Here is a 21,967-nt window from a genome sequence, read left to right as displayed (position 1 = left end):
GAGCGCTCATGATAACGCGGATCTGAAAGTAGCAATCAAGCTGTGCATTTTCTGTATTCGACCGGAATCGAATTTTCTCAAGTTTAGAGAAACTTCAGACTATAATGAATTTTGTGACAGAACTTGATCAATCGCGACAGTAATTGTTCTTGTAAGATAATGTCTCTAAGCTTGGCTATAAAGAAGCTTGGCCTTTCGCGGTGGCAGCATCACAACTCTGTGGGTTGAAAATACGCGTGGGAAACCAATTGGACTGAGCGCGTTGAGCCTGTGTTCTTATGGCGAGAAGCCATGCCTAACCCAAGCATAGGAGACTTCTATGACGAGGATCGCACTCATTGCTGGCGCCGGTCTGATGGCCCTTTCCGGGATTGGCACTGCCGTCGCGCAGCCGGTTTCCGGAACCCCAAACTCTCCCTTCCCGTATGCAGCTCCGCATGAGATCGCCTGGATCAACGGCATGCCGTGCCGGACCATGTACGATTATGGCTCAAAGACCCGTATCCCCGTCGCCTGCGCCACTCCGAGAGGCATCGTCAGCGTATCCCCAATGGGTATGCCCGGTGCTGACATCACTGCCACCGGCAGCATCGCTCCGACCCCTGTCGGGCCCATGATGGGTGCGCCTGTGTCCGGTACCCCAGGTTCGCCGTTTCCCTATGCGGCCCCACATGAGATCCGGACCATAAACGGCGTGCCGTGCCGGACCGTTTACGACTACGGTTCAAAGACCCGTATCCCCGTCGCCTGTGCACAGTAATATCCGTTCTTGCTGACAAAGGGCGTGGACCTGATGGGCCCACGCCCTTTTCATATCGATTGCTCGAGAACAATATGCCTACTCGTCCAAGCGACGATGCTATTCAGCCGCCTGCCTGAGGGGCAGGAAGCCAATGGCTTGGCGCTGCGGCCCGGTCTGCTTGAGGGTGCCGACCAGTTGCTCATATTCCCGCTCCATCTCAGGTGTGACGGAGGGGCGCGTCTCGCGTAGGGACTGTTCGAAATGCGCCATGGTCACGCTCTGCGCCTGAAGCGATACCCGAAGGGCCAGAAGACCGGCCCGGCGGGTGAGGTCCTCAAGATCGGCCCCCGTGTATCGATCAGTCCGTTCGGCGATACTGTCCAGGTCGACATCAGGCGCAAGCGGCATCGCCTTAGTGTGAATGCCAAGGATATGCCGGCGGCCCTTCGCGTCGGGAACCGGCACATAGATCAGTTCGTCGAAGCGACCTGGACGGAGCAGGGCAGGATCGATCAGGTTTGGCCGATTGGTGGCTGCCATGACAACGACACCCTGTAGCTCCTCGAGCCCGTCCATTTCTGCCAGGATCGTGTTGACCACCCGCTCGGTCACGGCTGGCTCTCCCAGTCCGCCGCCGCGTACGGGCGCAAGGGAATCGATCTCGTCGATGAAGATGACCGTAGGGGCAACCTGGCGGGCGCGGGCGAAAAGGCGCGACACCTGCTGCTCGGATTCGCCGTACCATTTCGACAGGAGATCGGAGGACTTCGTGGCGACGAAGTTGGCCTGAGCCTCTCGCGCAACGGCCTTCGCCAGCAGGGTCTTGCCGGTACCTGGCGGGCCGAAGAGCAGGAAGCCTTTGGCGGGCCGAATCCCAAGGCGGCGGAACGATTCCGGGCTCTTGAGGGGAAGCTCCACGCCTTCACGCAGGCGCGTGCGTGCCTCCTCCACGCCGCCGATGTCATCCCAGGTGACGTTGGGCACCTGGATCATGATTTCGCGCAGGGCGGAGGGCTGGACGCGCTTCATGGCGTTCATGAAATCCTGCCGGTTCACCTGCAGGCTCTCGAGCACGTTTGATGGAATACCGTCGCGCAGGTTGATGCCGGGAAGGATCCGCCGGAGCGAGTCCATGGCGGCTTCGCGGGACAGCGCTGCCAGATCTGCCCCGACGAACCCGTACGTGGTGCGGGCCACCTCGGCGAGGTCCACGTCCTCGGCCAAGGGCATGCCGCGGGTATGGATGCCGAGGATCTCACGGCGGCCTGGCTCGTCCGGCACTCCGATGACGATTTCGCGGTCGAACCGGCCCGGGCGGCGCAGGGCTTCGTCGATGGCCTCGCGTCGGTTTGTGGCGCCGATCACCACAATGTTCTGCCGGGGCTCCAGCCCATCCATGAGAGTGAGAAGCTGCGCCACGATGCGCCGCTCGACTTCGCCCGTCACTTCCTCCCGCTTGGGCGCGATGCTGTCGATCTCGTCGATGAAGATGATCGCCGGCACATTCTTCTGCGCCTCTTGGAAAACCTGGCGAAGGCGTTGCTCCGACTCGCCGTAATGGCGGCCCATGATCTCGGGCCCGGCGATGTGATAGAACTGCGCCTCCGTCTCGTTGGCGACGGCGCGTGCCAGCCGGGTCTTGCCGGTGCCGGGCGGTCCATAGAGCAGCACGCCCTTCGGCGGGTCGATGCCGAGGCGCTGGAACAGTTCGGGATGGCGAAGCGGCAACTCCACCATCTCGCGCAGTTGATCGACCGTGGTGCCGAGACCGCCGATATCGTCATAGGTGACATCGGCACGGCGGGCCTCCCGCGGCTCCTCGAATTGCGGACGGAGCTCGATCTCGGTTTCCGCCGTCACGTGCACGATGCCGCGCGGCTGGGTCGTGACGACGACGAGGCGGATCTCCTGCAGACCATAGGCCGGGATGTTGAGCAACCCGCGCAACTCCTCCGGCAGGCGCTGATCGGTCGAACGCTGCGAATAGACCGAGGTTGAGATCACATCGCCTGCCGTGAGCGGGCGCTGGTGGAAGGTGCGCTTCAGAGCATCGCCCGAACCCTGAAGCCGCAGACCCTTTTGCGCCGGTGCGAGCACGACGCGGGTGGCAGGGCGGACATCGGCACGCTTCACCTCCACATGATCGCCGCTGCCGACGCCCGCGTTCACACGCTGCAGGCCGTCGAGACGCACGATGTTGAGGCCCTCGTCCTCCGCATAAGGCGTGACCGCAATGGCTGTGGTATGGCGCTTTCCGATGATCTCGACGGCGTGGCCTTCCTGAACGCCGATCTCAGCCAGAGCTTGTCGGCTCATCCGGGCGATACCGCGTCCGGAATCGTCCGGTCGGGCATTCGCGACTTGGAGCCGTACATTCTGCCCATCCTCTGCCATGGCTGTCTTCCCATCGTTCGAGTGGTCGCTCATGCGATGGCAGAGGCGGGAAGAGGCCGGGGTTCAGGTCTTCCGAGTGCCATGCGGCGGGGCTTCGCTGGCGTTTCAGGAGGCGAAACCGGAGGGCAAACGCAAGATACGTGGAATTGTTGCAGATTCATCGGCAGGTGCCGGAACTACGACGAGGCGTCCCTGACCGGTGTCCAGAGCCTTTGGAGCGACACTTCTATGTCGTCCTCTCCGAGCTCCGAGCTGAGTGCAGGCTTGCTCACAGCCATGAAGGGAGCAATGGTCGGCAGCCTGAAAGTGCCTTCTGCATTCCCCTGCGCCTCAGTCTCCTTCGAGGGAGGGTCTATTAGTTCCCAGCTATCGAAGAGATCCATGGTCGAATGGCCGGGCAGGTCAGGGCCGAGATAAGGGACAATCTCGATCCAGGGACGCCCGTGAGGCCGCGCGGTAATCTTCGTCACTCGTCCGAAGAAATTCGTGAGAGGACAGCGGACGAAATCACCAGGAGCGGGCAGGCGTGTCTTTTCGTATTCCAGTTCGTTTTCGGCCTCGTGAAGCTCCGCCTGCAGCCGGACGATCCGAGCTTCGAGTTCAGCGACACGCTTCGTGCAAGAGCTTTCGTGCTCATGGCTGAACATAGAAACCAGCGCCAGGCTCTTGTCCGAACCGGTGTCCATTCCTGGGATTGCCCTCATGGTCGGCTCTCCAATCCTCCATTGGATTCTGGTGTTTTCCAGCTTCAGAGCAAGACGCGCAGAAGGCTGAGCGGGAACCTAAGCTTGGCGCATGAGGGTTATAGGACTGAGAGACGAAGAGATTGGAGTTGTGATGAAACTTCGGGGCCGCAGGGCAGGGCGGGTAAGCGGCAACATGGCTCTGCTGCTGATGCTGGTGTCGACGGCCTGGGCCCAGACGCCAACAGCTCCGCTGCCGCCACCGCGTCCGGACCGCCCAGTGCCGACCAATCCCGAACCCCAGACCGAAACTCCGCCCGCGACCGAGACACCTGTCGAGAAGAAGGCCTCCGAGGATAACAACGCTCACACGGCCTGTCTCGAAAGCCTCTCTAAGCTGGGATTGCGCTTTGAAACGCGGCCTCCTGTGCAGGAGGGCCGGTGCAGCATCGGAAACCCTGTTCTCCTGTCAGCTCTAGCCAATGGCATCGAGGTTGCTCCCGCGTCGCTCATGGCCTGTCCGGTGGCCGAGAGCCTTGCCCGGTGGATGAGCGAGATGGTCGCTCCTGAGGCTGAGCGTCAGTTCCAGAGCACCCCGACCAAGCTCCTGATTGGAACCTCCTACCAATGCCGTGACCAACGCAATGGCGCCAAGCTCAGTGAGCATGCTCTTGGCAACGGGGTCGATGTCATGGGGTTCGAATTTGCCAAGCGGCCGCCGCTGACAATCGCCTCGCAACCCGAGAGCTCCCCGGAAGCGAATTTTCAATCTGCGATCCAGAAGGCGGCCTGTCCCATCTTCAACACAGTGCTCGGGCCAGGCTCGGATGCAGACCATGGTGATCATCTTCACCTCGATCTGCGTGAGCGCAAAGGCGACTATCGGATCTGCCAGTAGATCACGGGAACAGGGAGGCGGTCCGGGCTTTGTCGTTCATGACATTGTCGTGGAGTCTCTCATGAAGTTGACAGCCTATGCTGCTCTTGGCGTCCTGTGCTCCCTTGGTCCTGCACTGGCGGCGCCTCAGGGCCTCAATTCGGAAGCGGTGAATGGTGCCGAGTGGACGGCCAAGGGCGGTAAGGGCAAGGAGATCGATCCGGTTCTGATCAAGGCCCAGGTCCTGCTCGACCGGGCCCGCTTCTCGCCGGGTGTCATCGACGGGCATAACGGCGAGAACCTTCAGAACGCGCTCAAGATCTTCGAGAAGACCCATGAGCTCAAGCCGGACGGAGCGGTCGACGAGGAGGCTTGGAGAAAGCTGGCGGAAACTTCAGCTGAGCCGGTGCTGATCGACTACACGATCACGGACGAGGATGTAAAAGGCCCCTTCGTCGACATCCCGGACAAGTTGGAAGATCAGGCGAAGCTCGATCGGCTCGGCTATTCCAGCCCGGCGGAGCTTCTGGCTGAGAAGTTCCACATGGATGTCGATCTGCTCAAGGCCCTGAATCCCGACCAGCCTTTCGACAAGGCCGGTACGGCCATCGTCGTGGCCAATGTGAACGCGAAGGCGGATCACGGGAAGAAGGAGAAAGTCGCCAAGATCCAGATTGTCAAAAGTGAGAAGGTTCTGCGCGCCTTAGGCAAAGATGGTGCTATCATGGCAGTTTATCCAGCGTCCATCGGTAGCGAGGAGAAGCCAGCACCCAGCGGCACCCACAGGGTCCGGGCTGTCGCACCGAACCCGAATTATACCTACAACCCGGATTATGCCTTCAAGGGCGTGAAGGCGAAGGAGAAGTTCGAGGTCAAGCCAGGACCCAACAACCCTGTCGGCAGCACCTGGATCGACCTGTCCGTTGAATCCTTCGGCATCCACGGTACGCCTGAACCGGAGAAGGTCGGCAAGGCCTATTCCCAAGGATGCGTGCGGCTGACGAACTGGGATGTGCAGGAACTGGCCCGGATGGTCGAGAAGGGCACTCCGGTGGAGTTTATCGATTAGCTTGGCTTCCCGACGTGCAGAAGAATCAGTCGTCGTTGGCGGAGTTCAGCTGGTCCGGTTTCATGCCTTCGTCCACTTCCGCGTCATGGGCTTGGACCAGCCACTCCATCTGCTCCTGGACGAAGTTCGGGTCGCTGTGGAAGCGCATGGCGCAGGCCACGAGAAAGATCGCGATCTCCGGCAGGTCGCTTTCGCCCATATCCGGAAGGATCAACTCGAGATCCGTCATGTTGCCGGAGGTCAGGATGGCGGCCTCGGTGGGAGGAATGACGGTTCCGCCGTTGTCAGAATCTTGAGTCATCGAGCTGTCCCTGAGCCTTCCGTTTCATTGTTGGGCGCATTGCCGGCCTTACAGCAGTGCGTGTTGTTTTAAGGCGTCCCCTTGCGAGGTAAAGGCTGATCGGGAGTGGGCAGACGACCTACTCAATGAAAAGCCCTGCGGCAGCGCATCTGCCGCAGGGCTTGAGGGTGGAGCGCCTGCAAAGAATTACGGATATGTGCAGACGTACCGCATCCCATTTGAGGCGAGGAACGTCCCAGTTCCGGGGTCGTAGGAGCGATACTTGCGGGCGCAATAGGCCGCAACCTGCGGATCGACGACACCGGGAGGCTGAGGAGCGGCCGGCTGAGCTTGGCTTGCGATCGCACCCGCGATCAGGGCTCCGGCAGCAAGGCCGGCGACACCCGCCGCAACGGCAGCGCCATTGTCGCGGCGATAATAATACCGGTCACGGTAGTAGGGGCGGTAGCCGCGCCGATAGTATTGGGCATAGCTCTCGTTCGGGTAATCTTGCTCAAGTTGCGGTAGGGAACGGGCCTGAATGGGAGCGGCGCTGGCCGGTAGGACAGGGGCTAACACGGCCACTGCAACCAAAGCCGTCACGAACTTTCGCATCATTGTCTCCTCTAAGCCGGTTGCCGACAGCGAACCGGCATTGATCATGACGCAGTATAATCCCTGAGGCCAAGCTTGCAAACATCAGCGAGAACGAACAAAAGGCGGACTTTCTGAGGATAGTATCCTTGAGAAATTCGGAGCCATGGCACAAATAGATATTAGAATATTTCTGTGAATTATTGCAGATAAATTGCGTATATATTATTGTAGATAATAATAAGCCTGCCAATTGTTGCGAGATTAGCGGGCAAATCATCCGCTTTGTCGATGGCAAGGCGCTCTGCATTAGCGTCAATCTTGAAATCTTTTCTCCCCCGGCGTGCTGGATTTTTTGGGCAAAATCGGACAAGATGTTATCGTTCTATTATAATCTGTCGCAGAACGGTAATGCATGCGTCTTTTGATCGGGAGTATATTCTTTACAGCAGCTCTGAGCGTGAGTGGCCTCTGTCATGCAGCGGAACCCTTGCCAATGCCCAAAGGGCCAGTGGTGCTGACTGTTTCCGGAAAGATCGAGCAGACCAACGGCGGCGGTGTAGCGCTATTCGACATGGCAATGCTGGAAGCCCTTGGCAAAGCATCCTTCTCGACAAGATGGGAGTTGTCCGAGGTACCTCAACTTTTCGAAGGCGTTCCTCTTCGGGCGCTGCTGGAAAGGGTGGGTGCTCAGGGCAAAAGCCTGAGAGCGTCGGCCTTGAATGACTATGTTGCGGTCATTCCCACTGAGGATCTCAAATTCGAGCCGATTATTGCCACGAAGGTGGAAGGCCGTATGCTGACGATCCGCGATAAGGGACCGTTGTGGATCGCTTATCCGAGAGATCTCCACAAAGTTTTGCAGGATTCCAGGTACGATGCCCGTTGGGTCTGGCAGCTCAATAAGCTTCATGTCGAGTAGTCATGCGGTTCAACTTGCATCATTATAAGACTGCTCTCGTCACGCTTGTCGCGACTGCAAGCCTCGTTGTGTGCTTAGCTTTTACCGTCGCACGATTGCTCGAGATGGAAAATGAATTCCGAAATGATGGAACCGTTGCTTCCGTTTGGTACGTGACTCAAACTCAATTCGAGGCCGCCGTCCTTGCGGAGGTCTTAGCCCGTGTCACCGCGAATGAGAACTTGAGCACGCCGGAGGAACAGCCGGGCTTTCGTACCAATATCCTCATCAGCCGACTGGCGGTTTTGCTGGAGGGACGCCAGGGCAAGCTGATGGAAAGCCTTGGTCTCATCGGCGACCTCAAGCAGATCTACCTTCAGCTCACGATGGCAGAGCCGCGCCTCCAGGACCAGATCGACGCCCAGGCTGCGGCGCTGCTTCGCGAGCAGATGATGCAGCTCGCACACAGGCTCAGGGATGCCGCCAATCGGATCGTTTCGCTCAGCCACGATCATGCAGCTTTGAAGCGGTCTGCCTATTTGCAGGTTGTTTTCGAAGGTGTCGCATTTCTGATGGGGATTGTTCTGAGTGCCGCTTTCCTGTTGGTGCGCCTCTTCAAAGGCGTTCAGGAGGCGAGTCAGGCCAGACAGCTGCTCAAGCAGGAACAGGAATTGTCCGACCTGGTGATCAACAACATCAGCAACCAGGGCATCATTATGTTTGATAGCCACCTCCATTGCCTGCTGTGGAACCCAGGCATGGTGGGTTTGCTGAACGTCAAGCCAGACCAGGCCATCGGCCAGCGGATGGAAAAGCTGGACCCTCTGTTCAGCAAGCCAGAGATCGTGGAAGCTCTCACTCGAGCTACGGAGGGGGCCAGCTCCATCCTGGAGCACGAGTCCGCGACATCGGAAGGCCACGAGCGCTGCCTGGAGATCAACAGCTTCCCAATCTACATGGCGGAGCGAAAGCTAGGAATCGCCTTCATTCGTGATGTGACGGAGCAGTGGCTTGCGCGCAAGCAGGCGGAGCGGCAGAACTTCGATCTTGAGATCAAGGTTCTCCAGAGGACTGCGGCATTGCGACAAGCTGAACGCCGGCTGATCGCAGCCATCAATTCTGCCTCTGAAGGTTTCGCGGCGTTCGACTGGACGGGAAAACTTCTCTTCGCCAACGAGCAGATCTGGGCCGCCGCTCCCGTGTCCCTGTGGTGCAACGAGGACATGAGCCTGCCCGTGTTCCTGAGATGCTTCGCCATGTGCGAGGGAGCCGATATGCGCCTCGTGAGCGCTCAGGCTCCCTTTGAGGAAATCGAATACGATCTTCTGGTGAAGAAGGATACTTGGCACCGGCTTTCCCTCACAAAGGCCGATGGGGCGACGATCTTTGTGCGTTTGACTGATATCAGCGGTTACAAGCATGTCGCGAAGGCCCTCGAATCGGCGCTGGAACGCGAGCGCGAGACGACGAATGCCTATCGCAGCTTCGTGTCGATGGTGTCTCACCAGTTCCGGACACCGCTTGCGATCCTGGACTCGAGCGCGCAGCGTATCCTGCGTCGCGGCTCGGCCTTGACCCAAGACGAGCTCGTGACCCGTGTGCAGAAGATCCGCAATGCGGGCACTAGGCTGACGCGCCTTGTGGATAGCGTTCTGAATGCAGCTAAGCTCGATGCCGGGACGATCGAGCTCAATCCGGCATCCTACAACCTTGTCGATCTGGTCATGGACATCTGCGAGCGGCAGCGGGAGGTCAGCGATCAAGCCGATATCCGCTTCGATGTGCCGGATGTCCCTGTTCGGGTCTATTGCGACGGCATGCTCATCGAGCAGGTCGTGGTGAATCTTCTGTCCAACGCCATCAAGTATTCCGGAACCTCGCCCGTCGTCGAAATCAAGATTTGGATGGACGGCTCGCGGGCGTATTGTTCCGTTCGCGATTGGGGCATCGGAATTCCCGCAGGCGAATTGCCGAAGATCTTTGAACGTTTCTATCGCGCCAGCACGGCTTCTGGTATCGCCGGTACCGGTATCGGCTTGAACTTCGCTCAGCGGATCATGCACCTCCATGGAGGCGAGATCCAGGTTGAGAGCTACGAGGCGGCAGGCTCCCTGTTCACCTTTGACCTACCGATCGCCAATGCTGATCAAGCACAGCAGGCTGCATAAGTGACCACCATCATGACAATACAAAAAACAATTCTCTGCGTTGAAGACGAAAACGACCTCCGGAGCGATATCGCTGAGGAACTCGAAGCCGCCAATTATCGCGTCCTTCAAGCAGCCAATGGCAGCGAAGCACTGGCGCTTCTCGAGAAGCATCGTCCGGATCTTGTCCTCTGTGACATTACCATGCCGGGTCTCGGCGGCTATGATGTGCTCAAGGCCCTGCGTGAGCAGGGGAACATGGTGGACGTGCCCTTCATCTTCCTCACGGCGCTGGCGGAGCGCAACGATGTCCTGATTGGCAAGCAGGCCGGAGCGGACGATTACTTGGTCAAGCCCATCGACTACGAGATTCTGCTCGCGACTGTCGCCGCCCGTCTCGATCAGGTTGCGCGGGTGCAGACGAGTGCCGTTCATCGGGCCGAGGAATCCTGGCAAGAGGTCCTCAAGGCCTCTCAGGGGCGTACTGTGGAAGCCCTCTACAAGGCCACTTTCGCTTTCGACCGTTTTCTTGTGGGCGTCGTGATCGTCGACGAGACCGGAGCGGTCCGGGTTATGAACAAGGAGGCTCAGCGCATTCTCGCTGAAGAGGATGGCCTGGGTGCATCGCAGGGCATCCTGAAAGGCTCTGTCGCCAAGCAGAACAACAAGCTCTATTCAGCGATCGAGAAAGCCTTCGAGGAGGAAACGCTCGACGAGATCATCTCCTTCCCGCGCCTCTCGGGCGGACGGCCCTACCTCGTATTAATTCCCGGCCAACGCTTCTCCCCTGAGGAGCGTCCCGAGGCTGTGGTGCTGCTCGTCATCGACACGGAGCAGCGCGCCAAGGTTTCCGGCGACACGCTGGTTCGCCTGTACAACCTGACGCCATCCGAAACACGGGTCGCGCTGATGCTGATCGACGGCAAGCGTCTCGACCAAATCGCCGAGGAGCTCGAGGTGGCTCAGACCACCGTCGTCTTCCATCTCAAGAATCTGTTCCGCAAAACGGATACGAACCGGCAGGCGGATCTGGTGCGCGTGCTTCTCTCCGTGCCGCTGCGGACCGCGGCAGACTGAATCGGTAGCTGCGGCCTCGTTAAGAGCTTGCTCACCATCCCGTCAAGATTGGCCAGAACCCAAGCTTTGCCACAATCTGTTCAGCTTTCAGAGAGATTTCGAACAGTATATCTCATGGCATGAAGAGGGAGACATGGGGCCTCCCTTCTGTCGGGGTGTTGATCATGAGGATCTTCCGTCTTGTTTCCGGCACGGCCGCTGCTCTGGCGCTGGTCTCCGGCCTTGCTGTGGCCGAACCGGCTGCAGCGCGCGATCGCCTGTCGCCGGGTGCCGCCGTGGCTATCGGCGCTCTTGGCGGTCTCGCCGTAGGTGCTGCCGTTGGCGCCGCTGTGGCTCAGCCTCAGCCGCCCATCGTCTATCGGGCTCCGCCCCCGCCGCCACCGGTCTATGTGGAGGAGCGCCCGGCTCCGGTCTACTACGAGCGTCCGGTCCGGGAGCGGGTCTATGTGGAGCAGTGCACAACCGAGCGCTACCGGGAATGGGTTCCCGGCTGGGGCTGGGAGCACCGCAGCCGCAGGGTGTGCAACTAATCTATGCGATCAGGCCCGCCTCTGAGCGGGCCTTTTCTTATGAACGGCGGAGAACCGGGGTTTTGCTGCCGCGTTGATCGCATGAGAACCATGCGAGATTTGCCATGACCAGCACACCGAAGGATCAGGCCGGCTCCGATCAGACGAAGCTGAATCCCGGCGATCAGGCTGAACCGGGCACTCCCGGTGCGGGCGAGAATGTGTGCCCGGAATGCAAAAGCAGCGGTCGCATCGGTGCGGCGGCGTGCCAGACCTGCGGCGGCACCGGCACGATCATCGAAGGAATTGGTGGCGCTTGAGCCTCAGAGCTTGTCCGGCTTTGCCATCCAGCGAATGAGCGGCATGAGCGGGACAATCCAGATGAGACCGAGGACGACATAGGCCAGGGTCTGGATGAGCCTCGGTGCCTCGGAGATCCGGCCCTCGGCAACCGCCATGGCGAAGAGCGCATAGAAGAAAATGAAGGCCAGCATCACAACTGTCCCGATCAGCTTGCGCGCGCGCGTACCCATGGCCGAAACCCTCAACTTCGTGAAATCTCATCCCGACGGTGCGTCACCGGCATGAATTGCCTCCAGGAGGCCTAGCCTCTATGTGACGTCCATATCCTGGGTTCAAGCCCTAATCGATGATGAGAGTAAGCATGGCTGTCGCAGCCTCAACCGAGGGTATGCCGCTGGCGCGCGTGCCCCAAACCCGGTCTCTGTCCGCAGTCCGTGCCTGGATCTACACCCTTGCGGCCCTGGTGGTGCTGATGGTCGCCATCGGCGGCGCCACGCGCCTGACCGGTTCCGGTCTCTCGATCACCGAATGGCGGCCGGTCACCGGCGCCATACCGCCGCTGACCGAGCAGGCTTGGCTGGTCGAGTTCGAGAAATATAAGCAGATCTCGCAATACGAACTCGTGAACAAGGGCATGACCCTGTCCGAGTTCAAATTCATCTATGGCTGGGAATGGGGACACAGGCAGCTCGGTCGCCTCATCGGCCTCGTGTTCTTCCTGCCGCTGGTCTGGTTCTGGGCAAGGGGTGTTATCAAGGGCAGGCTTGCCTTGACCCTCCTCGGCATCGGGGCTCTGGGCGGGCTGCAAGGCGCCATCGGTTGGATCATGGTGGCCTCGGGCCTTGAACCCGGCATGACGGCTGTGGCCCCCATCAAGCTTGCGCTGCATCTGACGGTCGCCAGTGTCATCCTGGCTTGCCTCGTCTGGGTGGCGGAAGGCCTGAGGGAGCGCCCCGCTGCTTTAGAGGTGCCCACAGGTTATGCGCCGCGCATTCTCATGGGGCTGATCCTGTTCCAGATCGCCCTCGGTGGCCTTGTCGCCGGCTCGAAGGCGGGATTGACCTACAACACCTGGCCCTTAATGGATGGCACCTTTGTCCCGCCAGGGTCGGCTCTGTTCTCGGTCTCGCCCTGGATCGAGAACTTCGTCGACAATGTCGTGCTGGTTCAGTTCAACCACCGCTTGGTCGCCTATGCCATCGTGGCCTTTGCCCTGTGGCATGCCTGGGCCTTATGGCGGACAGCCCCGGGCTCGAAGACAGCCGGCCGGGCCACTGTCATGGCCGGTCTGACCCTTGCCCAGATGGTGCTAGGCATCGTGACCCTGCTGCTTGTGGTACCGCTCTGGGCTGGCCTTGCCCATCAGGTCTTCGCCATGGCCGTTCTGGCCATGGCCGTGGTTCATGCTCGGGCCAGCGTCCGCTAAAACCAAGAAAAGGGCGGCCTTTCGGCCGCCCTTTTCTTTCAACCACGTCAGAGATTAGCGGATGACCTGGACGATGCGGCGGGTGCCGGGCTCGACCAGAACCGGGGTGTCGTTCACAACCGTGTAGCGGTAATTGGTGACGCCGTACTGCTGCGGAACTTCATAGTACTGCACGCCGGAAGCCGGGAGAGTCGCACCGACGCGGACCTCTTCCTGATAACGGTAGGACGGAACGCCCTGGGTCACCACGTACTGGCGGAACTGCGGCTGCTGCTGGTCGGCAAGGCCGCCTACGATCGCGCCCGTCACGCCGCCGATGGCTGCGCCAACCGGACCGCCGACAATGGCGCCGCCCACTGCACCGGTGGTCGCACCAGCCGCTGCGCCGCCCGACTGAGCAAAAGCGCCGACCGGGGCAAGAGCCACAAGAACAGCGCCTGCAAACAAGATCTTCTTCGACATGTGTCAGCTCCTAAATGGTGAAGTCTGGAGCTTAACGGCCAAGCAGAGGGGTGGTTCCGAACCCTGTAAGCTGCGTGAAATACGAATTGTGAATAAACTGCACCGGCTTCTTGTGCGGCTGCCCTGGCGATTGCGCATAACTTCGAAGCCTAGCTCGCACGATAGAAGTGAGGGTTCTAAGACTTGCCTCTCCTTGCAGGAGCCTTGCCCTCGCTCTGTGGTCAAGCCGTTTATGCTGAACTGAAACGGGCGTGCTCAAAGCCAGATTGTGCCGCATGAGGTTGAGAGGCTCCATAAACTTGGCTTTTTCGGCCTCTCAGCAGCAATCTAAGCAGCTTTGGCCCGTGAACGATAAAAATCGCAGTGGGAACACGGCTGAAATTAGGAAATCAGGTCTTGCTCTGCTACAGGTGAACAATATTAAGATAGGCTTAACCCTCAAGCGTAGTGCTGCAGGAACAGGCTGATAAGGAGTCAGGCATGAACGTGCTGGTCTTTGCTTCGCGAAAAGGCGGCTCGGGTAAGAGCACGCTCGCTGCTCATCTCGCGAGTTATATCGCCAACCCGTCACGCCGCACATTGCTCATCGACAACGACCCGCAGGGGTCTCTGTCCTTGTGGCACAAGATTCGGAACCAGGAATACCTTGGCCTCAGGCACAACGTTCGCAACATTGCGGATGCCATCCGGAACGCCAAGCGCGAGGGCTATGAGTGGGTCCTCGTCGATACGCCCCCGAACAAGTCTTCCATCGTGGCAGAAGCGATCAAGCAGGCAACCCTCGTGATCATTCCGACCCGGGCGAGCCTGTTCGACATCGCAGCCCTTCAGGACACGGTTGCGATTGCCCGCGAGCATCGCAAGCCATACGCGGCCGTGATCAACGCCGCGCCGGCCAAACACTCGGACAGTGAGGCGGCCGTCGTGGCCGACGCACGCGGAGCCCTGAATGCGCTCCAGGTCCCCGTTTGGGCCGGCCAGATCACGCATCGGCCGGAGCTGACGCTCTCCCTCTCAACAGGCGAGGGTGCGCGGGAATATGATGCAAACTCGCAGGGTGCGGACGAAATTGGTCGTCTCTGGACGGCACTCGAACGCTCTCTGAACGCCATTCACAATACCTACAAGAAGGCGGGCTCGTCCCGCGCTGCGTAGGCCTAAGCTTCACGGCATGAAAAAGGGCGGCACTGAGCCGCCCTTTTTGTTGGTCTCACTTCGATTCATCGGCGCTTATGCGGCGTCCAATGCCTGATCGAGGTCCTCGATCAAGTCCTGAGTATCTTCGAGGCCGATGGACAGGCGCACCACCTCGGGACCTGCGCCAGCCTGGGTTTTCTGCTCGTCGGTGAGCTGGCGGTGCGTGGTGGAGGCCGGGTGGATCACCAGGGAGCGGGTGTCGCCGATATTGGCCAAGTGCGAGAACAGCTTGAGGTTCGACACCAATTTCACTCCCGCCTCGTAGCCACCCTTGAGCCCGAACGTGAACACCGCGCCGGCCCCCTTGGGGCAATACTGCTTGGCAAGGTTGTGGTAGCGGTCCGAGCGAAGGCCGGGATAGCTCACCCAGGAGATCTTGCTGTGGTTTGCCAGATGCTCGGCGACCGTCAGCGCATTGTCCGAGTGGCGCTGCATACGCAGCGGCAGGGTCTCGATTCCGTTGAGGATCAGGAAGGCGTTGAACGGCGAGAGCGCCGGGCCAAGGTCGCGCAGGCCGAGCACGCGGCAGGCGATGGCGAAGCCGAAATTGCCGAAAGTCTCGCCCAGCACCATGCCGCCATATTCCGGACGCGGCTTGGAGAGCATCGGGTAGCGGTCATCGCCGGCGAAGTTAAACGTTCCGCCATCCACGATGAGGCCACCCACGGAGTTGCCGTGGCCGCCGAGGAACTTGGTGGCCGAGTGCACAATGATGTCGGCCCCATGCTCGAACGGGCGGATCAGGTAGGGCGAGGCCATCGTGTTGTCGACGATGAACGGGATACGGTGCTTCTTGGCGATAGCCGCAATGGCCTTGAGGTCCACGATCACGCCGCCCGGATTGGCGATGGACTCGACGAAAATCGCCTTGGTCTTCGGGGTGATGGCTGCCTCGAAGGAGGACGGATCGTCCGAATCGGCCCAGACCACGTTCCAGCCGAAGTTCTTGTAGGCGTGGTTGAACTGGTTGATCGAGCCGCCATAGAGCTTGCGGGCCGCTACGAACTCGTCGCCGGGCTGGAGCAGGGTGTGGAAGGTCAGGAACTCGGCTGCGTGGCCCGAAGCAACCGCCAGAGCCGCCGTGCCGCCTTCCAGCGCGGCAACACGCTCCTCGAGGACCGCGCAGGTCGGGTTGCCGATACGGGAATATATGTTGCCGAAGGCCTGAAGCCCGAAGAGCGAGGCGGCGTGATCGACGTCGTCGAAGACGAAGGAGGTCGTCTGGTAGATCGGCGTCGCCCTAGCACCGGTCGCAGCATCAGGAGCCGCTCCGGCATGGATGGCGAGCGTGTTGAAGCCTGGCAGACGGTCGGTCATGGTCGGAGCCTGTTCCTGTAAGACATGAATGCGTTCTATTTAAAGAACGTATTGTTCTTCCGTCAAGGCGTTCTTCAATCAAGGAGGGTCTTCGAGAGCCTCTGCATGTCCTCCCCGGCGAGCGGACCAAAGGAGTGGAGCTATCGCTCTGATGAGCTGCTCGCGTTGATCTCTACGACATGCCCATCCGGGTCCAGCAGATAGACCTGAGGGAAACCAGCGGGCCCATGGCGCTTCACCAGGAGTTTCCTCCCGCTCTCTTCGGGAGCATTTTCGACGTAGCCGTGCCGGTTCAAGTGATCAAGTGCGGCATCGAAATCCTCAACCCGCAGGGCGAAGTGACAGTCGTTGTTGTCGATGTCAGAGTTGGTCCGGAAGGTGGCCTCGGGGTGAACCACGAGATGGACCTGCGTCGAGCCCATGTCGAGCCAAGCGCCGCTCACCGGGAAAGCGGGCCGCGGCGCAGGCACTAGACCGAGGACACCGCTGTAGAAGGCGAGGGACCGTTCAAGGTCCCGCGTTGCGATCGCGACATGATGAACGGCTTGGATCTTCATCCTCTGCGCCTCCTGAAGGGTATCTCGGTTTCACGAGGTATAGTAACCTATCTGGAGGCGCTTGGGGTGTTTCGCGTTTATTGGTCTTGATCCTGGATCATCAGCCCCTTCCACGGGTTCTGGGAACGGCGCGCGCCATTAAGGCCGGTTGAGGCTGAGTTTCTGGAAGCCTTTTCCCGATAGAACCGGCTTCTTCGCGCTGATCATCCGCGAGTTGACGCCCTGCCAGGAGATCTCGCCGGAGAGGCGGCCGAACTCGATCTTGGGGCAGCGGTCCATGACCACCTGCAGGCCCTTCGCCTCCGCTTTGGCAGCCGCCTCGTCGTTGCGGACGGAGAGTTGCATCCAGATGACCTTCGGCAACGGATCGAGCGCCAGCGCCTCTTCCGTAATGGGCCCGGCGGCTTCCGAGTTGCGGAAGACCTCGACCATGTCGATCGGGACCGGCACATCCTTCAGGGACGCGTAGACCATCTTGCCCAGGAGCTCCGTGCCGGCGAGCCCCGGATTGATCGGGATCACGTCGTAGCCTCGCTCCAGCAGATACTTGGTGACGATCCAGCTCGGACGGGCCGGGTTCTGCGAGGCCCCGACCAGCGCGATGGTCTTCACGCTGTTGAGGATGCCGCGGATGTAATCGTTCGGATAATTGTCGTGATTCATGAAGGGACCGTATGGGATAGGGCAGGGCAGTTCAATGAGCATCGCAGATTCATGGCATCGCACCATCCCATCATGACCCGAGACGAACTCGCGTCCTTTCTCGACCGGGAGTTCCCGCAGATTCACCTGGGCGGACAAACCTATTTCGTGGATGAGGTCGGGCCTCTCTCGGCCAGGATGCGGATGGCCTATCACGAGCGCCACATCCGCCCCGGAGGAACGATCTCGGGACCGGCCATGATGGCCCTGGCCGATCTCGCCCTCTACGTGGCGATTCTGGCCCATATCGGCCCGGTGGCGCTTGCCGTCACCACGAGCCTGAACTTCAACTTCCTGAGGAAGCCCGAGCAGCGGGACCTCATCGCCAACTGCCGCCTCCTGAAGCTCGGCAAGCGGCTGGCAGTGGGCGACGTCTCCATCTATTCAGAAGGCAGCCCGGACGTGGTCTGCCATGCGACCGGGACCTATTCGATCCCGGACCGCCGCTGACGGTCAGAGGCTCGCTCAAGCTTTCGGTGGCAGGAGCGCATCATCCTTCTCGCGGGCCTTCAGAGCGGCCGGGCGATTGGCGATACGGTTCCAGTACGCCTCAAGGGCGGGCCGCTTCTCCAGGGTTCCGAACATTATGCCCCAGCCGATCTGCGAGCCCACATAGACATCGGCGGCGCTGAACTGGTCGCCTGCGATGTATTCCGACTGGGACACAGCATATTCCAAAGCGGTCAGCACATCCTCGATAGAGCCGTAGCCGACCATGCGCTGCCGGTCTGCCGGCACCTCGAAGCCGAGGGACTTGTTGCTCACGGCCGCCTCGAGCGGACCGGCGGCAAAGAACATCCAGCGGTAATAGGTGCCCCGGCGGGGATCTCCCGGAGGCGGCGCCAGCTTGGCATTGGGGAAGGCATCGGCCAGATAGGCGCAGATCGCTGCCGCCTCGGTCACGACCGTCCCTTCGTGGAGGATGGCCGGTACCTTGCCCATCGGGTTGATGGACCGATAACCGGGAGCCTTCATGTCCGGTCCGAAGTCCAGAATCTCCGTCCGGTAGGAACAGCCGGTTTCCTCCAACATCCACCGCACAATGCGGCCGCGCGACATAGGATTTGTGAAGAAGATCAGTTCGCTAGCCATGGACAGCCCCTCGTTATCGCTTTGGTCCGATTGTGCCCCAGACTTACGGCCACGCATAGCCTACGTTGAATTAAAGGCACGAATGTGTGGTGTCATAATACCTTGTATGTGGTCGCTCAATACCACATATAATTAAGCTATTGCAATATATAGATTTTCATCGCGATAAGACGTGTCTGTTTTTGTTTGACTTCTCCTTCTGGAGAAATTAAACACCTGTCACTCGCCGCCGCATCTCGCGGCGGTTTGTCGTTTTTAGAACCTGAGCCATTGGCTCGAATGGGAAACAGCGCAATGAAGACTACGACTTCGCTGAAGCCCGCCGATGTCGAGAAGAAGTGGGTTGTGATCGACGCGAAGGGCCTCGTTGTGGGCCGTCTCGCTTCGGTCGTGGCTATGCGCCTGCGCGGTAAGCATAAGCCCAGCTACACGCCCCACGTCGACTGCGGCGACAATGTTATCGTCATCAACGCCGATAAGGTGGTGTTCACCGGCCGCAAGCGCGAGCAGAAGGTGTATTACCACCACACCGGTTATCCCGGCGGCATCAAGGAGCGCACCGCGAAGTTCATTCTCGACGGCCGCTTCCCTGAGCGCGTGGTCGAGAAGGCTGTGGAGCGCATGCTCCCCCGCGGCCCGCTCTTCCGTCAGATCATGGGCAACCTGCGCGTCTACAAGGGCGCTGAGCATCCGCATACGGCTCAGCAGCCGGAAACGCTGGATGTTGGTGCCCTCAACAGCAAGAACGTGAGAGCATAATCATGGCGACCCTCCAGTCTCTCGCCGATCTCGGCACCAATGCTGAGGCCGCTGCTCCGGAAGCTCCGAAGCACGTCCAGAAGCTCGACTCGCTCGGCCGCGCCTACGCCACCGGCAAGCGCAAGGACGCGGTTGCCCGCGTGTGGATCAAGCCCGGCTCCGGCAAGATCGTGATCAACGGCCGCACGGCCGAGGTCTATTTCGCCCGTCCCGTGCTCCGCATGATCCTGGCGCAGCCGCTTCAGATCGCCCAGCGCGAAGGCCAGTACGACATCACCGTCAACGTTGACGGTGGCGGTCTCTCCGGCCAGGCCGGCGCGGTCCGTCACGGCCTCGCCAAGGCGCTGACCTACTACGAGCCGGAGCTTCGCGGCCCGCTCAAGAAGGAAGGCTTCCTGACCCGCGATCCGCGCGTCGTCGAGCGTAAGAAGTACGGCAAGAAGAAAGCCCGCCGCAGCTTCCAGTTCTCGAAGCGCTAAGGCTTATTCAAGCAGACATTTCGGAAAGGGCGGCTCTCGGGCCGCCCTTTTTGCGTTCGGGACAAGGTGCACTCGAAGTCCGCTCGGCGTAATTGACCCGGACCTATCGTAATCTGCCGCTGCGAGACTGCGTACTACGGGTTGCGATCCGTATGGGAAGATAAAACTTTTCATTTATATATGAGGGACTTAGGCCGTAAATAAACTCTAAATCCTACATATCCCGAGAGTTATCTTTAGGCGAAAAATTTGCACGGAATGCCCCAATCTCGGCTTTAGGCCGATTAGATTGGGGGCGAACATGGCACAGGACTCACTCAGCGCATGGCTTGATTGGTGGGAATCCAAAGGCAAGGCCATCTCATATTGCTACATCGGCAATGGCGGTTCGGTTGTTACCCCTGGAACGAGCAGCCAGAATGGCACCTCTGTCGTTGTCGGTGGTGCCCCCTCAGGCGGTGCTCCAGGTGATCGGGCGCCAAGTCTGAATGGTGGCGCATCGAGCGGCGAGGGGAGTTCGATCCCCGTCACGGCTGTGGTCGTATCCAGCGTTACTAACGCTGAAACCGTCGGCAATAGCAGCACTCCCAACGTAATCACGACTACGACGATTTATAGCAATGGTGCGAAAACGACAAAGATGGAAACTCCGTCTGGTTGGTCATGTCTCACCGAATTTCGAGATGGGAGCTCTCAGTTTATCACGTACAATGCCATTTCAAAGGAGACGACAACTCACCTGGAGGATCGATACGCAACGGCTACCTTTGTGAACAATGAACAAGGTAATCTAATCAGTGCAAATATTGAGCGAACCGATGGAACATGGGAACGTCTTTACCGCGATAAAGACGACAGACATTGGATTCAACTCACTCGGGGACCAGATTCAACGAGAACCGTTGATTTTATTACTGGGGAGGGAAAAAATGTTGAAATCCTTTACGACAATGACTCGAAACTCATAGAAAGATACGATGAGAATGGGAACTTAGAATATCGGAGTCATTATGATGCTAGTGCTGGAAGTTTTACATCCGTCAAGCACCTGGACAATGGTTCTGTAGTCGAGATTCAGCGCACGTCAACAAGAACGGATAACTGGTTTAGTAGAGGGTACGTTACTGATATCGAAGAAACCCGGACAATTACACACCCTGAAAATGGGGTCCAAACCCATACAACCCGCACCCGGATTGAAACGGATCTTAGTGGTGCCAACAACGGCCAGCCTAGCAGGATAGAACGGGCGGCCGATTGGCTGACGGATTCGATCCTGGACGCGTGGAGGCACCTTGGTGACGATAAGGATCGTGTCGCTCCCAAGGCTGGTGTAACACAACTGAGTTCGGAAAACGAAAAGTTTTCGTTTGCAATTCACGTCGGAACTTTGAATCGAGACGCGCTCTCCGGCGATGGCGTTCTCGTAGGGGGAGCCGAAAGTGATACTCTCACGGGAGGGGCAGGAACCGACATCCTCATCGGCGGAAGCGGCAACGACTTCTTGGAGGGGGGACTTGGAGGGGACTACCTTGAGGGTGGAACTGGTAAAGACTATGCCAGTTACGAAAAGTCATTGCAGGGCGTCGTCGCAAACCTTTCGGATGCCGCGCAAAATACCGGTGCAGCTGTCGGAGATAGATATAGCTCGATTGAATCGGTTCTTGGTTCGAGTTTCAATGACCGGTTGATCGGCGATACTGCAGACAATGTTTTGGCCGGCGGTGCTGGTCACGACACGCTGGAGGGTGGAGCTGGTAAAGATTATGCCAGTTACGAGCGGTCATCGCAGGGCGTCGTCGCAAACCTTTCGGATGCCGCGCAAAATACCGGCGAGGCTCTTGGGGACACCTACAGCGACATCGAGGGACTGACCGGCTCGGCCTATGACGACCGCCTCGTCGGCGATGCTATGCAGAATGTCCTGGAGGGCGGAGCCGGTCACGATATCCTGGAGGGCGGTGGAGGCAGCGACCGGCTTGTCGGCGGCGAGGGCAGCGACTTTGCCGATTATCAGAACGCCACCTCCGGCGTGATCGCGAAACTGCTGCATGCGGACCTGAATGAGGGTGAGGCAAAGGGCGATGTCTATGCCTCGATTGAGGGCATCATCGGTTCGAAGTTCAACGACGTTCTCGCCGGCGACAACGGCTCGAACGGTCTGCTGGCCGGCGACGGCAACGATGTGCTCATCGGGCTTGGCGGCGGGGACCGGATCGACGGCGGCGCCGGCGACGACACCCTGTATGGCGGGGTCGGCGGGGATCACCTGATCGGCGGGGCGGGTCTCGACACGGCGGCCTACAGCGTCGACGGCGCCGGCGTGACGGTGCATCTGGCCCAGCCGCACCTGAACACCGGCGAGGCCGCCGGCGACACCTATGACGGCATCGAGAACGT

General features: G+C 59.6%; 25 protein-coding genes. 14 read left to right on the top strand and 11 right to left on the bottom strand.

Features of this window, described 5'->3' with window-relative positions:
• Positions 1-319: 319 nt before the first annotated feature.
• Entirely contained in the window at positions 320-760 is a 441-nt protein-coding gene (locus I2H36_RS19095) for a hypothetical protein (RefSeq protein ID WP_196265494.1), read from the top strand.
• Between the two features lie 99 nt (positions 761-859).
• Here I2H36_RS19095 and I2H36_RS19090 read toward each other — a convergent pair whose 3' ends face one another.
• Both I2H36_RS19090 and I2H36_RS19085 read right to left on the bottom strand, forming a co-directional pair.
• On the bottom strand, positions 860-3,136 hold the full coding sequence (locus I2H36_RS19090) for a CDC48 family AAA ATPase (RefSeq protein ID WP_196265493.1): 2,277 nt from the start codon (positions 3,134-3,136) through the stop codon (positions 860-862).
• Between the two features lie 176 nt (positions 3,137-3,312).
• Complete coding sequence (locus tag I2H36_RS19085; protein ID WP_196265492.1) at positions 3,313-3,822, bottom strand: hypothetical protein; 510 nt, start codon at positions 3,820-3,822, stop codon at positions 3,313-3,315.
• Between the two features lie 151 nt (positions 3,823-3,973).
• On the opposite strand from I2H36_RS19085, the gene I2H36_RS19080 reads away from it, so the two are divergent.
• The gene (locus tag I2H36_RS19080) at positions 3,974-4,717 is read left to right on the top strand and encodes an extensin-like domain-containing protein (protein ID WP_196265491.1); all 744 of its coding nucleotides are present in this window, start codon (positions 3,974-3,976) and stop codon (positions 4,715-4,717) included.
• A 61-nt stretch (positions 4,718-4,778) separates the two neighbouring features.
• Positions 4,779-5,765: a L,D-transpeptidase family protein gene (locus tag I2H36_RS19075; RefSeq protein ID WP_196265490.1), complete on the top strand. Its 987-nt coding sequence runs from the start codon at positions 4,779-4,781 to the stop codon at positions 5,763-5,765.
• Positions 5,766-5,790: 25 nt separating this feature from the next.
• Here the strand turns inward: I2H36_RS19075 and I2H36_RS19070 are convergent, their stop codons facing one another.
• Positions 5,791-6,066 (bottom strand): hypothetical protein, encoded by a 276-nt coding sequence (locus I2H36_RS19070; protein WP_196265489.1) that lies wholly within the window; start codon positions 6,064-6,066, stop codon positions 5,791-5,793.
• 186 nt (positions 6,067-6,252) lie between these two features.
• Positions 6,253-6,663, bottom strand: a complete 411-nt coding sequence (locus I2H36_RS19065) for a BA14K family protein (RefSeq protein WP_343234481.1) — start codon at positions 6,661-6,663, stop codon at positions 6,253-6,255.
• A 391-nt stretch (positions 6,664-7,054) separates the two neighbouring features.
• On the opposite strand from I2H36_RS19065, the gene I2H36_RS19060 reads away from it, so the two are divergent.
• Positions 7,055-7,561, top strand: coding sequence for a putative pterin-binding protein (locus I2H36_RS19060; protein WP_196265488.1), 507 nt, complete (start codon positions 7,055-7,057; stop codon positions 7,559-7,561).
• Positions 7,562-7,755: 194 nt separating this feature from the next.
• On the opposite strand, the gene I2H36_RS19055 is transcribed toward I2H36_RS19060, so the two are convergent.
• A complete protein-coding gene (locus I2H36_RS19055) occupies positions 7,756-8,271 on the bottom strand; it encodes a hypothetical protein (RefSeq protein ID WP_196265487.1) in 516 nt (171 codons plus the stop codon).
• Here I2H36_RS19055 and I2H36_RS19050 point away from each other — a divergent pair.
• From I2H36_RS19050 to I2H36_RS19035, 4 genes are all read left to right on the top strand, one after another.
• Entirely contained in the window at positions 8,257-9,708 is a 1,452-nt protein-coding gene (locus I2H36_RS19050; RefSeq protein WP_196265486.1) for a sensor histidine kinase, read from the top strand. The two genes, I2H36_RS19055 and I2H36_RS19050, sit on opposite strands and share 15 nt — an antisense overlap.
• Before the next feature lie 12 nt (positions 9,709-9,720).
• Positions 9,721-10,764 carry a response regulator gene (locus I2H36_RS19045; protein WP_196265485.1) on the top strand — a complete coding sequence of 348 codons (1,044 nt, stop codon included), beginning with the start codon at positions 9,721-9,723 and terminating at the stop codon, positions 10,762-10,764.
• Between the two features lie 164 nt (positions 10,765-10,928).
• Positions 10,929-11,294, top strand: coding sequence for a hypothetical protein (locus I2H36_RS19040; RefSeq protein ID WP_196265484.1), 366 nt, complete (start codon positions 10,929-10,931; stop codon positions 11,292-11,294).
• A gap of 104 nt (positions 11,295-11,398) precedes the next feature.
• Complete coding sequence (locus I2H36_RS19035) at positions 11,399-11,593, top strand: hypothetical protein (RefSeq protein ID WP_196265483.1); 195 nt, start codon at positions 11,399-11,401, stop codon at positions 11,591-11,593.
• A 3-nt stretch (positions 11,594-11,596) separates the two neighbouring features.
• Here I2H36_RS19035 and I2H36_RS19030 read toward each other — a convergent pair whose 3' ends face one another.
• Positions 11,597-11,806 (bottom strand): DUF2842 domain-containing protein, encoded by a 210-nt coding sequence (locus I2H36_RS19030; protein WP_196265482.1) that lies wholly within the window; start codon positions 11,804-11,806, stop codon positions 11,597-11,599.
• A gap of 131 nt (positions 11,807-11,937) precedes the next feature.
• Between I2H36_RS19030 and I2H36_RS19025 the strand changes: the two genes are divergently transcribed.
• Positions 11,938-13,002, top strand: a complete 1,065-nt coding sequence (locus I2H36_RS19025) for a COX15/CtaA family protein (protein ID WP_196265481.1) — start codon at positions 11,938-11,940, stop codon at positions 13,000-13,002.
• Between the two features lie 54 nt (positions 13,003-13,056).
• On the opposite strand, the gene I2H36_RS19020 is transcribed toward I2H36_RS19025, so the two are convergent.
• Positions 13,057-13,464, bottom strand: a complete 408-nt coding sequence (locus I2H36_RS19020) for a DUF1236 domain-containing protein (protein WP_196265480.1) — start codon at positions 13,462-13,464, stop codon at positions 13,057-13,059.
• 480 nt (positions 13,465-13,944) lie between these two features.
• Between I2H36_RS19020 and I2H36_RS19015 the strand changes: the two genes are divergently transcribed.
• The gene (locus I2H36_RS19015; protein ID WP_196265479.1) at positions 13,945-14,619 is read left to right on the top strand and encodes a ParA family protein; all 675 of its coding nucleotides are present in this window, start codon (positions 13,945-13,947) and stop codon (positions 14,617-14,619) included.
• A gap of 75 nt (positions 14,620-14,694) precedes the next feature.
• On the opposite strand, the gene I2H36_RS19010 is transcribed toward I2H36_RS19015, so the two are convergent.
• The 3 genes from I2H36_RS19010 to I2H36_RS19000 all read right to left on the bottom strand — a co-directional run bounded on the left by I2H36_RS19010 (position 14,695) and on the right by I2H36_RS19000 (position 17,198).
• Positions 14,695-15,978: an O-acetylhomoserine aminocarboxypropyltransferase gene (locus I2H36_RS19010; RefSeq protein WP_196265478.1), complete on the bottom strand. Its 1,284-nt coding sequence runs from the start codon at positions 15,976-15,978 to the stop codon at positions 14,695-14,697.
• 140 nt (positions 15,979-16,118) lie between these two features.
• Positions 16,119-16,535 (bottom strand): VOC family protein, encoded by a 417-nt coding sequence (locus I2H36_RS19005; RefSeq protein ID WP_196265477.1) that lies wholly within the window; start codon positions 16,533-16,535, stop codon positions 16,119-16,121.
• A 138-nt stretch (positions 16,536-16,673) separates the two neighbouring features.
• Positions 16,674-17,198, bottom strand: a complete 525-nt coding sequence (locus tag I2H36_RS19000; protein ID WP_246718916.1) for a CoA-binding protein — start codon at positions 17,196-17,198, stop codon at positions 16,674-16,676.
• Positions 17,199-17,249: 51 nt separating this feature from the next.
• Here I2H36_RS19000 and I2H36_RS18995 point away from each other — a divergent pair, with 51 nt between their 5' ends.
• Positions 17,250-17,687 carry a PaaI family thioesterase gene (locus tag I2H36_RS18995; protein ID WP_196265475.1) on the top strand — a complete coding sequence of 146 codons (438 nt, stop codon included), beginning with the start codon at positions 17,250-17,252 and terminating at the stop codon, positions 17,685-17,687.
• A 15-nt stretch (positions 17,688-17,702) separates the two neighbouring features.
• On the opposite strand, the gene I2H36_RS18990 is transcribed toward I2H36_RS18995, so the two are convergent.
• On the bottom strand, positions 17,703-18,329 hold the full coding sequence (locus tag I2H36_RS18990; RefSeq protein WP_196265474.1) for a glutathione S-transferase family protein: 627 nt from the start codon (positions 18,327-18,329) through the stop codon (positions 17,703-17,705).
• Between the two features lie 294 nt (positions 18,330-18,623).
• Between I2H36_RS18990 and rplM the strand changes: the two genes are divergently transcribed.
• The 3 genes from rplM to I2H36_RS18975 all read left to right on the top strand — a co-directional run.
• Positions 18,624-19,088 carry a 50S ribosomal protein L13 gene (rplM, locus tag I2H36_RS18985; RefSeq protein ID WP_196265473.1) on the top strand — a complete coding sequence of 155 codons (465 nt, stop codon included), beginning with the start codon at positions 18,624-18,626 and terminating at the stop codon, positions 19,086-19,088.
• A 2-nt stretch (positions 19,089-19,090) separates the two neighbouring features.
• Entirely contained in the window at positions 19,091-19,567 is a 477-nt protein-coding gene (gene rpsI, locus I2H36_RS18980; RefSeq protein WP_196265472.1) for a 30S ribosomal protein S9, read from the top strand.
• 301 nt (positions 19,568-19,868) lie between these two features.
• Positions 19,869-21,967: calcium-binding protein (locus tag I2H36_RS18975; protein ID WP_196265471.1), on the top strand; the 2,099-nt coding region annotated here is incomplete at its 3' end.

The sequence above is a fragment of the Microvirga terrestris genome, assembly GCF_015694425.1.
GTDB classification, from domain to species: domain Bacteria; phylum Pseudomonadota; class Alphaproteobacteria; order Rhizobiales; family Beijerinckiaceae; genus Microvirga; species Microvirga terrestris.
Note: the sequence above shows the minus strand (reverse complement) of the source record. Positions and strands in the feature narration are given on the sequence as shown.

Coding starts and splice junctions, on each gene's coding strand:
- I2H36_RS19025 (WP_196265481.1), top strand. CDS start 11,938: ATGGCTGTCGCAGCCTCAACCGAGGGTATGCCGCTGGCGCGCGTGCCC.
- I2H36_RS18995 (WP_196265475.1), top strand. CDS start 17,250: ATGGCATCGCACCATCCCATCATGACCCGAGACGAACTCGCGTCCTTT.
- I2H36_RS19035 (WP_196265483.1), top strand. CDS start 11,399: ATGACCAGCACACCGAAGGATCAGGCCGGCTCCGATCAGACGAAGCTG.
- I2H36_RS19080 (WP_196265491.1), top strand. CDS start 3,974: ATGAAACTTCGGGGCCGCAGGGCAGGGCGGGTAAGCGGCAACATGGCT.
- I2H36_RS19085 (WP_196265492.1), bottom strand. CDS start 3,822: ATGGACACCGGTTCGGACAAGAGCCTGGCGCTGGTTTCTATGTTCAGC.
- I2H36_RS18990 (WP_196265474.1), bottom strand. CDS start 18,329: ATGGCTAGCGAACTGATCTTCTTCACAAATCCTATGTCGCGCGGCCGC.
- I2H36_RS19000 (WP_246718916.1), bottom strand. CDS start 17,198: ATGAATCACGACAATTATCCGAACGATTACATCCGCGGCATCCTCAAC.
- rpsI (WP_196265472.1), top strand. CDS start 19,091: ATGGCGACCCTCCAGTCTCTCGCCGATCTCGGCACCAATGCTGAGGCC.
- I2H36_RS19010 (WP_196265478.1), bottom strand. CDS start 15,978: ATGACCGACCGTCTGCCAGGCTTCAACACGCTCGCCATCCATGCCGGA.
- I2H36_RS19050 (WP_196265486.1), top strand. CDS start 8,257: ATGTTTGATAGCCACCTCCATTGCCTGCTGTGGAACCCAGGCATGGTG.
- I2H36_RS19005 (WP_196265477.1), bottom strand. CDS start 16,535: ATGAAGATCCAAGCCGTTCATCATGTCGCGATCGCAACGCGGGACCTT.
- rplM (WP_196265473.1), top strand. CDS start 18,624: ATGAAGACTACGACTTCGCTGAAGCCCGCCGATGTCGAGAAGAAGTGG.
- I2H36_RS19060 (WP_196265488.1), top strand. CDS start 7,055: ATGCGTCTTTTGATCGGGAGTATATTCTTTACAGCAGCTCTGAGCGTG.
- I2H36_RS19075 (WP_196265490.1), top strand. CDS start 4,779: ATGAAGTTGACAGCCTATGCTGCTCTTGGCGTCCTGTGCTCCCTTGGT.
- I2H36_RS19020 (WP_196265480.1), bottom strand. CDS start 13,464: ATGTCGAAGAAGATCTTGTTTGCAGGCGCTGTTCTTGTGGCTCTTGCC.
- I2H36_RS19015 (WP_196265479.1), top strand. CDS start 13,945: ATGAACGTGCTGGTCTTTGCTTCGCGAAAAGGCGGCTCGGGTAAGAGC.
- I2H36_RS19040 (WP_196265484.1), top strand. CDS start 10,929: ATGAGGATCTTCCGTCTTGTTTCCGGCACGGCCGCTGCTCTGGCGCTG.
- I2H36_RS19030 (WP_196265482.1), bottom strand. CDS start 11,806: ATGGGTACGCGCGCGCGCAAGCTGATCGGGACAGTTGTGATGCTGGCC.
- I2H36_RS19070 (WP_196265489.1), bottom strand. CDS start 6,066: ATGACTCAAGATTCTGACAACGGCGGAACCGTCATTCCTCCCACCGAG.
- I2H36_RS19045 (WP_196265485.1), top strand. CDS start 9,721: ATGACAATACAAAAAACAATTCTCTGCGTTGAAGACGAAAACGACCTC.
- I2H36_RS19090 (WP_196265493.1), bottom strand. CDS start 3,136: ATGGCAGAGGATGGGCAGAATGTACGGCTCCAAGTCGCGAATGCCCGA.
- I2H36_RS19065 (WP_343234481.1), bottom strand. CDS start 6,663: ATGATGCGAAAGTTCGTGACGGCTTTGGTTGCAGTGGCCGTGTTAGCC.
- I2H36_RS19095 (WP_196265494.1), top strand. CDS start 320: ATGACGAGGATCGCACTCATTGCTGGCGCCGGTCTGATGGCCCTTTCC.